Source organism: Devosia marina (assembly GCF_009758415.1).
Taxonomy (GTDB): Bacteria; Pseudomonadota; Alphaproteobacteria; order Rhizobiales; family Devosiaceae; genus Devosia; species Devosia marina.
Map to the genome: position 1 here is coordinate 38,492 of NZ_WQRF01000004.1, position 12,071 is coordinate 50,562.

10 protein-coding genes are annotated in these 12,071 nt (G+C 61.0%); 2 read left to right on the forward strand and 8 right to left on the reverse strand.

Annotation, left to right across the window (positions count from 1 at the left end):
* Positions 1–111: 111 nt before the first annotated feature.
* Complete coding sequence (locus GO014_RS13500) at positions 112–495, reverse strand: RidA family protein (protein ID WP_116588079.1); 384 nt, start codon at positions 493–495, stop codon at positions 112–114.
* A 191-nt stretch (positions 496–686) separates the two neighbouring features.
* Between GO014_RS13500 and GO014_RS13505 the strand changes: the two genes are divergently transcribed.
* Positions 687–2,144, forward strand: coding sequence for a M81 family metallopeptidase (locus GO014_RS13505; RefSeq protein ID WP_157290876.1), 1,458 nt, complete (start codon positions 687–689; stop codon positions 2,142–2,144).
* Between the two features lie 239 nt (positions 2,145–2,383).
* On the opposite strand, the gene GO014_RS13510 is transcribed toward GO014_RS13505, so the two are convergent.
* The 7 genes from GO014_RS13510 to GO014_RS13540 all read right to left on the reverse strand — a co-directional run bounded on the left by GO014_RS13510 (position 2,384) and on the right by GO014_RS13540 (position 11,128).
* Positions 2,384–4,390 (reverse strand): beta-N-acetylhexosaminidase, encoded by a 2,007-nt coding sequence (locus GO014_RS13510; protein WP_157290877.1) that lies wholly within the window; start codon positions 4,388–4,390, stop codon positions 2,384–2,386.
* Between the two features lie 179 nt (positions 4,391–4,569).
* Entirely contained in the window at positions 4,570–5,436 is an 867-nt protein-coding gene (locus GO014_RS13515) for a MurR/RpiR family transcriptional regulator (protein ID WP_157290878.1), read from the reverse strand.
* A gap of 31 nt (positions 5,437–5,467) precedes the next feature.
* Positions 5,468–6,544, reverse strand: a complete 1,077-nt coding sequence (locus tag GO014_RS13520) for an ABC transporter ATP-binding protein (RefSeq protein ID WP_157290879.1) — start codon at positions 6,542–6,544, stop codon at positions 5,468–5,470.
* Between the two features lie 230 nt (positions 6,545–6,774).
* Positions 6,775–7,962, reverse strand: coding sequence for an extracellular solute-binding protein (locus tag GO014_RS13525; RefSeq protein ID WP_157291033.1), 1,188 nt, complete (start codon positions 7,960–7,962; stop codon positions 6,775–6,777).
* Positions 7,963–8,124: 162 nt separating this feature from the next.
* On the reverse strand, positions 8,125–8,967 hold the full coding sequence (locus tag GO014_RS13530; protein ID WP_157291034.1) for a carbohydrate ABC transporter permease: 843 nt from the start codon (positions 8,965–8,967) through the stop codon (positions 8,125–8,127).
* 107 nt (positions 8,968–9,074) lie between these two features.
* Positions 9,075–9,962 (reverse strand): carbohydrate ABC transporter permease, encoded by an 888-nt coding sequence (locus GO014_RS13535; RefSeq protein ID WP_116588074.1) that lies wholly within the window; start codon positions 9,960–9,962, stop codon positions 9,075–9,077.
* An 11-nt stretch (positions 9,963–9,973) separates the two neighbouring features.
* Positions 9,974–11,128, reverse strand: a complete 1,155-nt coding sequence (locus GO014_RS13540; protein WP_157290880.1) for a Gfo/Idh/MocA family protein — start codon at positions 11,126–11,128, stop codon at positions 9,974–9,976.
* Positions 11,129–11,495: 367 nt separating this feature from the next.
* Between GO014_RS13540 and GO014_RS13545 the strand changes: the two genes are divergently transcribed.
* A complete protein-coding gene (locus tag GO014_RS13545; RefSeq protein ID WP_116588072.1) occupies positions 11,496–11,984 on the forward strand; it encodes a hypothetical protein in 489 nt (162 codons plus the stop codon).
* Positions 11,985–12,071: the final 87 nt, after the last annotated feature.

A 12,071-nucleotide genomic window follows, 5' to 3' on the forward strand; every position in this document is an offset into this window, starting at 1 on the left:
GGGGGGTACCCCCACCTAGCCTCCCCCTGATAGGGGGAGGGACATATCGCGTTCGCGGCACAATCCGGTTCAGTTCTCCGGACTAACCCCTCCCTCTCGGAGGGTAGACCATCACGGCCCCTTATAGGCCACGCAGTCGATCTCGACCTTGCAGTCGACCATCATGGTGGACTGCACGCAGGCGCGGGCGGGGGGATGTTCGCCGAAATAGGACTTATAAACCGCGTTGAAGCTCCAGAAATCGCGCGGATCATCGAGCCAGACGCCACAGCGCACCACATGTTCGAGCCCGTAGCCAGCCTCTTCGAGAATGGCGATGACGTTCTTAATCGTCAGGTGGGTCTGTTCGATGATGCCGGTGCCGACAATCTCGCCGTCCTTCATAGGCACCTGGCCCGAGACATAGAGCCAGCCACCGGCCTCGACGGCGCGGGCGAAGGGCAGGTTCTGTCCACCGGCGCCGGATTTGTCTGCACCATAGCGTTTGATCGGCATGGGAATGTCCTTTCCGTGCATTTTTGAAACTCAGTTTCGCTTGATACCAGTTTTATAGCCATATTCAGCAGGAAGATGCGAGAGGCAGGACAAGAAATGTAAATTTCTTACGTGAATCGTTTCGCCGCATGGTGTAGCGTGGCTGCATAGCCTCTTCAGCATTGACGCCATCCTCATCTCACGAGCTTCCCTTGCGCCTTTTCACCGCAGCCCTGGCCACCGAGACCAATACGTTCTCCCCAATTGCCATCGACAAGCGCGCCTTCGAGGCATCGCTGCATGCCAAGCCGGGCCAGCACCCACCGACCCCGACGCTGTGTACTGCGCCGATCACGGTGGGCCGCGAAGTCTGCGCACGGGAAGGATGGACGCTGATCGAGGGCACGGCAAGCTGGGCGGACCCTGCCGGCCTTGTGGCCCAGGCGACCTATGAGGAATTGCGCGACGAAATCATCGGCCAGTTGCACGCCGCCATGCCAGTGGATGGCGTGGTACTGGGGCTGCATGGCGCCATGGTGGCCCAGGGCTATGACGACCCCGAGGGCGATCTGCTGGCGCGCATCCGAGCCATTGTGGGCCCCGATGTGCTGGTCTGCGCCGAGCTTGACCCGCATAGCCATCTGACCGCCAAGCGGGCAGAAGCGGCTGACTTCTTTGTCTATTTCAAGGAGTTCCCGCATACCGATTTCGTCGAGCGCGCGCGCGATCTCTGGGACATTGCGGTGCGGACGCTCAAAAAAGAAATCAAGCCGGTGATGAGCGTCTTCGATTGCCGGATGATCGACGTCTTCCCGACATCCAAACAGCCCATGCGTGGCTTTGTCGATTCTTTGCTGGCGCTGGAAAAGTCCGAACCGGGCCTGCTTTCGCTCTCGGTCGTGCATGGATTCATGGCAGGCGACGTGCCCGAAATGGGCACCAAGCTGGTGGCTGTTACCGACAGCCGGGCCGACATGGGCGCGGCATTGGCCGAAAAGCTCGGACGTGAGCTTTACGCCATGCGCGGCACGTTCATGGTCGCCCAGGTGGACGAAAAGACCGCCGTGGACACCGCACTGGCTGCGCCGCGTGGCCCAGTGGTGATTGCCGATGTGTGGGACAATCCGGGCGGCGGCACGGCGGGCGATGCAACGGTCATCCTGGCCGAGATGATTGCCCGCGGCGTTACCGATGTGGCTGTGGGCACGATCTGGGATCCGATTGCGGTGCAGATCTGTTTTGCGGCGGGGGAAGGCGCGGTCATTCCGCTGCGCTTCGGGGCCAAATCGGCGCCCTTCACCGGACAGCCGATCGATGCGCAGGTGAGCGTCCGGCGGCTGGTGCGCAATGCCGAAATGAAATTCGGTGACAGCTTTGCCCCGTTCGGTGATGCGGCTTGGGTGCATTTTGACGGGATCGATGTGATCCTCAACTCGACCCGGGCGCAGAGCTTTGATCCGAGCCTGTTTTCGGCGCTGGGCGTTGACCCAACATCGCGCAAAATCCTGCTGATCAAGTCGACCAACCACTTTTACGACTCGTTCTCCAGGATCGCCTCGGAAATCGTTTATTGCTCGGCCGGCAAGCCCTATCCCAATCGGCCTGCGGAGACGGACTACCGCAAAGCGCGCAAGGATATCTGGCCGATGGTGGACGATCCTTGGCTTTGAGCCGGGCCAGAGGCAAATTCGCTCCGGTGGAGCGAATCTAGGCGAAAAGGCCATGAGAGCTGTGCTCGAATAGCGGCGTTAGCAGATAACCCCACCCTAGCTCTGCTACGGACCTGACGGTCCGAGCGACGCTACCCTCCCCCAAGGGGAGGGAGGGTAGCGGGGTTCATGCTCCCCCCTCCAGCGCCTATGCGCGGTCTTCCTCCCCCGCGAGCGGGGGAAGAAGCAGTGCGGTGCGCCTACTCCGCAGACCAGTGGCCATACATGATCGGCATCAGGCCAACCATTGACTTGAAGCGCTCCCAGCTCTTGCGTTCGGGCAGGGTCCAGCCGGCTTCGGCAATGGCCGAGATGCGCGGGAAGACCAGCCGGTCGAAGATGGCGCGGTCGGCCATGCTCTCGGACCAGATGCAGCTCTGGACGCCGATGAGGTGTTTGAGGCCCTCCTCGGAGAAGCCCTCGCGGGCTTCGAACTCGTAGGTTTCCTGCGGGCCGGACCAGCCGGCCCAGCCGGCACCTGGTTCGGCCCAGCTCACGCCATTGGCCATGTCGAGATAATAGCGCTGGCCCGGCGAAACGACGATATCGTAGCCGCGTTCGGCCAGTTCGGCGTTAATCTCCACATTGCGCCAGCCGATGACATAAGACTTGTCCTTGGCCACCGCATCGCCATGGGCCGCCTCTTCCCAGCCGCCGGTGATGGCGCCCTTTCCGGCGATATATCTGTGCACGCGCTTGATGAACTCGGCCTGAATGATCGCGGTGGGCGAGCCTTCGATCTCATCGGCGCCATGGGCATTGCCGAGCTGGTTGAACTGGGCTTCGTGCTTCTTGCGCATTGCCGGACCCGCCATCTGCTCGATCATGTCGAGGGCCAGGGGCGAGCCGGACCAGGCGGCCAGCGGCACTTCGTCGGCCCCGAGATGGAAGACGCCGGCGGGGAACAGCTCAAGCACTTCATCGACGATGGTTTCAACGAAGCGATAAACCGGCTCATGGGCGGGATTGAGGCTGTTATTGGGGAAACCCTGCACCGACTGGTACTCGCCCTTTTCATTGGGGTCGCGCAGTTCGGGCAGCGCCTGCAGGGCGGCGTAGAAATGGCCCGGCATGTCGATCTCGGGGATGACATCCATGGCCAGGTCATCGGCCAGGGCGACAATCTCGCGCACAGTCTTTTTGGAGTAGTAGCCGCCGGTCGGCTGCGGACCCGAGCCAAGCAAAGGCGGCAGCGCCTTGCCGTGACCGCGCCAGGCGGCAATCTCGGTCAGTTGCGGATAGGCATCGATTTCAAGCCGCCAGGCTTCGTCCTCGGTCAGGTGCCAATGGAACTTGTTCATCTTGTTCCAGGCCATGAGGCGGATGAGGCGGCTGACTTCGGCGGCGGTATAGAACTGACGCGCCACATCGAGATGGCTGCCGCGGAAGGCAAAGCCGGGTTCATCGGCGATGGTGCCTTGGGTGGGGAAGCTGAAGGTGGCCGGATATTGTTTGGCACCACGCAGTATGTGGCCCAAGGTCACCAAGCCATAGAACATGCCCTGACGCGTGGTTGCGGACACCGTGGCGCTGTTGTCGGCAAAGGCGATTTCATAGGCCTCGGCACCGAGGCCGGGTTTTTCAACGATATGAACAGGCATGCCGGCTTCGGCGGCGGGGCGCACAATGGCTTCCACCGGGAACAATTCGGCGGTGAGGTCGGCAAAAGCCGCAGCGGCGCGGCTGGCCAGATCGCCAACGGGCTTCAGATCATAGCCCGGCGGCGCGATGCGATTGCCGGTGGCGGCAACGTGTTTGGGCCAGGGAATGATCGAGAACGGCGCCGGGGCCTTGGCCGGAACAGGGAATTTCATCGCGCCCTTGAGCAGCGGCGAATTGTGGCCCTTGCCCTGGGTCGGGGCGGTGGGGATGGCGACGACCTCGCCGCCCTCAAGCACCAGATAGGCCGAATTGGCGCCATCGCTCCAATGGCGCAGACCGTAGGACAGGCCCCGTGCCGTCGAGGTCCAGGTGGCGCCGGGCTCGAGCACATAGCCATCGGGCGGAGCGATCAGGGTGTGATTGGAGAGGCGCTTCAAAAGCTTGCCGTTCTCCAAAGTGGCATACGGGTCAATGCGGGCGGGGCCGGAAAAGCCGAGCTGGAAATTGCTGATCGGCGTATCGCCATTATTGGTCAGCTCGATGCCATAGCCCAGCGGTTCGCTGTCGGTGGCAGGCGTCCAGGTGGTAACGAGGGAAAAAGACATGGTGGGGTCCAGTATTGTGGAGTGGTGGTCGAGTTACCCCCACCTAGCCTCTCCCTGCAGGAGGGGGAGGGATTGATCGAGTGCTGGGCGGGATTGCCGGCGCCAACATCAAGACCGTCCCTCCCCCTGGACAGGGGGAGGCTAGGTGGGGGTGGCTTGCGTTGGTGCGCGCGGAAGCATCAATCCCCCAAAGGCTGGGCGTCGTCGCCGTCGCGGTTGACGACCAGCTGATGCTTGATGCGGCGCATGGAGGCGACGGCCGGTGGGCCCAACCTGGCCGCGATGGTCTGGGAGAGGATGTCGACAGTGGCGAGAAATGCGTAGCGGCCCGGGGTGGGACGCAGGATGTCCTGGTTTTCGCGCCAGTGCACGGGCAGCAGAATGTCTGCCTGCTCGGCCATGATCGAACCGGGCCGCGAGACGACGATGCGGGTCAGGCCATATTCGCCGGCGACCGAAAGCGCCTTGACCAGCGGGACATTGTTCCCCGAGAGCGAGTAGGCAATGACCACGGCGCCAAGAGGGGCGGAGGCGGCGCGCATCATCTGCACCTGATGATCGATAGAGGCGGCAACCTTGAGGCCGAGCCGGAACAGGCGGGCCTCGGTTTCCACCGCCATCATCGAGGAAGCGCCGCCCGAGCCGAAGCTGAGGATGAAACTGGATTTGACGATGGATTCGGCGGCCCGCTCGATGGCGTCGAAATCGAGCGTATCGAAAGTGTCGTAGATGGTGGACTGAATGCCGTTGACAATGCCCTGGGCGATCTCGTGAACACTCAGGGGACCCGATGCGGGGGCGAAATAGCGCTGACCGACGAAGCGGGACTGAGCCAGCCGTACCTTGAAATCGGCATAGCTGTCGCAGCCAAGCCGCCGGCAAAAGCGGGTGACGGTGGGCGGGGACACATCGGCCTCGGCCGCCAGATCGACAATGCTCATCTTGAGCACGCTGTCGACATCGGCCAGGACGATCTCGGTCAGGGCGCGTTCCGAGCGCGTGAAAGCGTCCTTCTCGGTCTGCAGCAGCCCCACTATGTCCAGCATCGTGCGTCCCCTCTTGCCGGCCGATACCGCCCTAGTAGATGGCCAGCCCCTTGGCGTCGAACAGATGGGCCTGCGCAATGTCGAACCCGACGTTCATAGGCTTGCCATCTTCAAGGTCTGGATTGCCCTCGAACAGGCCAATGAAGTTCTCGCCCCCCGGCAGGGTGGCATAACCAATCGTGTGGATGCCCAGATGCTCGACGATATTGGGGGTGGTTTCGATGACAAATTCACCACTGCCCAGGGTCAGGTGCTCGGGACGAATACCAAGGGTCACTTCCTGGCCGGCCACTTCGGTGCTGGAGCGGGGCAGCTCTATAGTGCCCAGCTTGCCCAGGTCGACGGTGACGGTGGTGCCATTGGCGGCACGCACGCGGCCATTGATGAAGTTCATCTTGGGCGAGCCGATGAAACCGGCAACGAACAGGTTGTCGGGCTTGTGGTAGAGCTCGAGCGGCGAGCCGATCTGGGCGATTTCGCCGGAGTTGAGCACCACGATCTTGTCGGCCATGGTCATGGCTTCAATCTGGTCGTGGGTCACATAGATCATGGTCGAGCCCAGGCGCTTGTGCAGCTCCATCAGCTCGATGCGCATTTCCGAACGCAAGGCTGCGTCCAGGTTCGACAACGGTTCGTCGAAGAGGAAGATCTTGGGCTGGCGCACAATGGCGCGGCCAATGGCGACGCGCTGGCGCTGGCCGCCAGAGAGCTGGCCGGGGCGGTGCTGCAAACGGCTTTCAAGCTGGAGCACCTTGGCAGCGGCCTGGACGCGATTGTCGACCTCGGCCTGCGGCAGCTTTTCCACGCGCAGCGGAAAGGCAATATTTTCGTAGACGGTCATATGCGGGTAGAGCGCATAGGACTGGAACACCATGGCGATGCCGCGCTGTACGGGCGGCAGATCGTTGACGATATTGCCGCCAATCTCGATCTCGCCTGCGCTGACATCTTCAAGACCGGCAATCATGCGCAGCAAGGTGGACTTGCCGCAGCCCGACGGGCCGACGAAAACCACGAACTCGCCTTCGCTCACATCGAGATCGATGCCCTTGATGATGCGGGCTTCGTTGAAGGACTTTTCGAGGCGCTTGAGGCTCAGTTGCGACATGGTTCGCGTCTCCGGACACGGGAATTTCTTGGATGGAGCGCCGCCACCAAAGGCGGCGGCGCCAGGTCAGTTGATGCCATTCGAGCTAGCTCTCATGGCCTTCTCGCCTCAGATCGATCCACCGGATCGATCTGCCCTTAGGGACGGCTTTGCCATTCGAGCATAGCTCTCATGGCCTTCTCGCCTCAGATCGATCCACCGGATCGATCTGCCCTTAGGACGGCTCGAAGTTACTTGTAGAGCTCGAGCTCGCCAGCGGCCTTGGTCAGGGCGTCAGCAGGCTCGGCAGCGCCGGTCACAACCGACTGCACCATTTCGATCATAGTGTTCTGCAGACCGATATAGTCGGTGAACAGCGGCTCGGGACCACCAAACTCGATACCGTCCAGGAACGGCTTCCAGTAGGGCTTTTCGGCAACCAGGTCCGAGGTCTGCGGCTCAAGCGGACGCAGCGGGGTCAGGCCCTGGGCCATTTCGGCAGCCCACTGACGCTCGGGAGCAGTGATGAACTTGGCCAGGCTGATGGCCTGCTCTTCAACACCGGTGCCCTTGAAGACGGCCAGCGAGTCGGTGATCAGCAGCGTACCGGGACCCTTGGCGTCCGGACCCAGCGGAAGCGGAGCAACACCCCAGTTCATGCCGGCTTCTTCCGCGCGGAGGGCCGCACCGACCGAGGCTTCGATCATGGCAACGCCACCATCAAGCCAGATGGCGCGGACTTCGTTCTGCTCGTAAGCGGTCGGGCCTTCTTCGGAATAGGGGATGATGTCATCCAGGGCGGTCAGGGCCGCCAGAACCTGCGGCGAGTCGGCAACGATGTTGCCATCGGCATCGATGATCAGGCCGTCATTGGTGTAAACCCAATGCAGGAACTGGTGCATGGTGTTGTCAAAGGTCTTGGCAACGGCACCATAGCCGGCAGCATCGGTGTTCTCGGTGATCTGCTTGGCGAAAGCGATCTTTTCTTCCCAGGTCTTGGGCGGCGTTTCAGGATCAAGACCGGCCTCTTCGAACAGATCCTTGTTCCAGAACAGGGCCTTGGTCGAGAAGGCAACCGGAACGCCCCACTGGGTGCCGTCGAAGGTGACGGTATCGGGCACGTAGTTGTAATAGGACGCCTTTTCCTCGTCCGTCATCGGCACGGGAACGATCAGGTCGTTGATGGCGAACTGCTTGAGCGTACGCGAGCCGACATAGGCCAGCGCGACCGGGGTGCCGGCAGCGGCGAGCGTGGTGACCTTGTCCTGGCACTGGCCCCAGCCCACGATCTCAGGGACGACCTTGAAACCGGGGTTTTCGGCTTCCCACTCGGCGAAGTAGTCGGCATAGCCAGCGGTCAGTTCGTCACCGCAGTTGATAAAGGCGATTTCCTGATCCTGGGCATAGGCCGCCGGGGCGGCACCGGCCAGAGCCAGCATGGACACGGTTACCAAACCGATTGTCTTTTTCACTTGGTAGTCTCCCTTGATTGCGGGCCCCTCGGCCCTCTCGGAGCCGTTCAACATTGGCTGTTGAACGATCTCCAAACCTTGATTGGTGCAGCACCGGCCCGGACCAGATCCGGATTGGCGCCGCGCCAGTTACTGCTTCACGGCACCGGCGGTGAGACCGGCGACGAGATAGCGCTGCAGGAACACGATGACGATCATGACCGGCAGGATTCCGACGAAGGACGCCGCCATCAGCTCGTTCCAGATCACTTCCTGCTTGCCGAAGAAGGCGAAGAGCCCGACCGGCAGCGGCATGAATTCTGTCTTGGAGTTGAAGGTCAGCGCGAAGATGAACTGCTGGGCGTAGGCACCGATGAAGGTCATGATGGCGACCACGACGACGCCCGGCATGGCCAGCGGCAGAATGACCCGGCGCAGGGTGTAGAGACGGCTGGCGCCATCGACCCAGGCGGCTTCGTCCAGCTCGCGCGGGATGCGCATCATATAGGTGCGCAACAGCCAGACGGAGGACGGAATGAGGAAGGCTGCGCCCGGCACGATCATGGCCCAGTAGGTATTGAGCAGGCCGAGGGTGCGCATCAGGCGGAACAGCGGGATCAGCAGCACCGCGCCCGAGAACATGTTGACCGCCAGGAACCCCGCCAGGAGCAGGCCAGCACCGGTGAAGTTGAAGCGGGCAAAGGCATAGGCGGCGGGCACCACGATGGCGACCACGATGGCCGTGACCACGGTGGAGATGAAGAAGGAATTGAAGATGTGCATGCCCAGGGCAGGCACGGATTCCCACATGGAGAAATAGGCCGCAAAGGAGCCGTTTTTGGGAATGAAGCTGTAGGGTGTCGAGAAGAGCTGGGCCAGTGGCTTCAATGACACCAGGAACCCTTCAATGAACGGGGCCAAAACGAAGAACAGGAACAGCGCGATGCCGGCATAGAGCCCAATCACTTCGAGCAGGCTATAGCGGTCGATCATCGGTCGGCTGGCCGACCAGAGGCCGCGACGGGCCTTGGCCTTGGGCTGAGGCTGGACGCTGGCCTTGGAATCGGCGGCCGCGACTTCGGTGGAACGGGCAACGTCGCTCATTTGGCTTCTCCCTGCTGGAGCTTGCGGACGGCGCGGAAGTAAACAATGCAGAAGGCGGTTACGAAGAGCGAGATGACCACGGCACGCGCCGCGCCCTCGCCATATCGGCGCGATCCCATGGCGGTCTTGTAGGTGTCGATGATCATCGTGGTGGTCGAGCCGGACGGACCGCCCTGGGTCAGGATCCAGATGATGTCGAAGGAATTGAAGGTGGCGATGAGCGAAAGCAGGCTCATGGTGATGATGGCGGGCACCATCAGCGGCACGGTGATGCGGCGGAAGCGATAGAAGCGGCCGGCGCCATCGGTCCAGGCGGCTTCATGCAGATCGCGCGGGATCGACTGCATGGCGGCCAGGAAATAGATGGTGACCATGGGGACACCAATCCACACGTCGGTGATGATCGTAGCCCAGAAGGCGGTCTCGCCATAAGCCAGCCAGGCGATCGGGCCATCGGTGATGCCGAAATTCTGCAAGAGCCCGGAAATCATGCCGAACTGGCCATTGTACATCCAGCCCCACATGAAGATGCCAATGGCCATGGGAACGATCCAGGGCGGCATGGTGAGAATGCGGAACACAATCTGACCTGGAATTGCTGCGTTGAGCAGCACGGCACCCAGCATGCCGATGACCATTTTCAGGCTGACCGAGAAGAAGGTCCAGATAAAGGTGCGGACAATGACTTCGGTGAAGTTGCCGGCGCCGAAAATGCGCTCGTAATTGGCCCAGCCAATGAAATCATACCCGGGGCGCAGCGAGGCGTTGGTAAAGCTGAGAATGATCGTATCGACCAGCGGGTAGGCCACGATGGTCAGGATATAGAGCAATGCCGGAGCCAGCAGGGCGAGGGCGAAGAGGGTGGCGCTTCTTGTGCTGGTCATCGGCTTTCTCCTCAGTTCCCTTTGCCCAGAGCAGCGTCGAAGCGCTGCCAGATGGGGGCCATGTCGACTACAGACTTGTTGCGCATCGCTTCATCCATGGACAGCGCCAGAAGCCCGGCTTCAAGCGCGTCGGTGACCGAGACAGGCAGGGGCACACCGTCGATCATATGCTTTAGGATATCCTCGGCCATCTGCTCGTCGGCACCGTAATGCTGGCTCAGTTCGGAGGTCTGGTAGGTCTTGTCCTCAAGCCGCTCGGAGGTGCGGCTGTCGGTGACCTTGAAGTAGTTACGAATGAAGTCGCCTTCCGCCATGCCCTTGGCACCGATCACCGCGAAACGGCGGAAATCGTCGGGCACGTTCATATTGGTGTGGAAGGTCAGAGCCGCGCCGTTTTCATACTGCACGATGGCGGTCTGGAAGTCGATGATGTCGCCATCACTATCGAACACCTTGTCCGAGCCCTGCCAACCCGACGGCTTGCGGTGATAGACGTTGAGATCGTTGACGCCGGCATCCTGGGGCGCATTTTCAGGCGTAAAGCTCTTGCGCCCGCCAAAGCTGGCCACATAGCGCGGACGGCAACCCATCACGCCGTTGTAAAGATCAAGGTCGTGGCAGCATTTCTCGAGCATGAAACTGCCCGAATATTGCTGGTAACGCCGCCAGTCGCGCATGAAAAAGGCGCCGTGATAGGGCGGAATGGTTTCAGATGCCTCAATGGAGGTGACATCGCCCAGCTTGCCCTCGGCCTGCGCCTTGCGCAGGTCGACATAGAGCGGTGCATAGCGCAGCACCAGGCCCACCATGACATTGTCCGAGCCGTACTGTCCGATCAATTCGGCCAGCGCCATGGTATCCTCAACCGAGGTCACCACCGGCTTTTCGGCAAACAGCTTCATGCCACGCTCAAGGCCGATGCGAATGTGCTCAAGATGCATATGATTGGGCGAGCCGACCATGAGCAGATCGAGATTGGCTTCGTCGATCAACTGCTCAAGGCTGTCATATTGCTGACCAACGGAGACACCATGCTCCTGGGTATAGGGCAGACCGGCCGGTGCCGGATCGACATAACCGACAATCTCGAAATCGCCCCGCGCAGCGGAAAACACCCGCGCCAGATAACCCAGACGATAGCCGAGACCGATAATGCCTACCCGCATACCTTGCCGTTCCCTGTTTTGTTCCATCCCCGACCTCTTGCGGATCGGTGTCGTTTGTGTAAACGATTTTCAAGACTAGGCGCCTTGCCAACACAATGTCAACACAGATTCGACGCCAATACAATACCAATTTAAGCCACCATGGAAGCTTGCGCAAATGCGCGCCGTTTTGCTGATTTTATGGGCATATTGGAGGAGTTTGGCAGGATACAGGGTGTGGACAAATGTCCTTTCTCGGCGCACCATGTCGCAATTGGTATCCATGTGGCCTCTTTCACGAGGCAACAAACACATGACACATGTGAAAATTTGAAACAGAATTGGTGAACGTGCCTCAGCGCGTCACCACGCAGGCAAGAGACGCGAAATGAGCCTATCGACCAATCCCTTCCCCAATGATGCAGACCGTTCGGCGATCTGGACCATGCTGGTGCCACGCGACATCAAGGCCTTCGTGGATGCCGACTGGTCGATGGTGGAGGACGATTTCATTGCTGATGACTTCATGGGCATAAATGGCAACAAAAACGACAATCCCGATGGCTGGACCATCAGCTATCCCACGCTGGCGCAATATCGCGACGAGTGGCTGCGCCAGGCCCATGAGGGCCAGCAGGTGGTTTATGCCGAGGACCAGGAAGCCGGTATTCACCGGGCGACCAGCCTGACCGAAATCGAAATCACCGGCGACCGGGCCATCGCCCACAAGAAATTCAACGGCGAAATCGCCCTGGCGGATGGCGGCAAGGATGTCCTGAACTGGCAGACCCTCTATTTCTGCCGCAAGGTGGACGGGCAATGGAAGCTGACCGGATTTGTGGGCTATTTGCCCTATCCGATGCCGAAACAGGGCTGATCAATCATCGATCGTCGCGCGGCGCGCGGCCCTGATAACGAAGGGCATGCGCAGGGCGGTAGCGACAAAGTCCCTCCGGGGACGGAA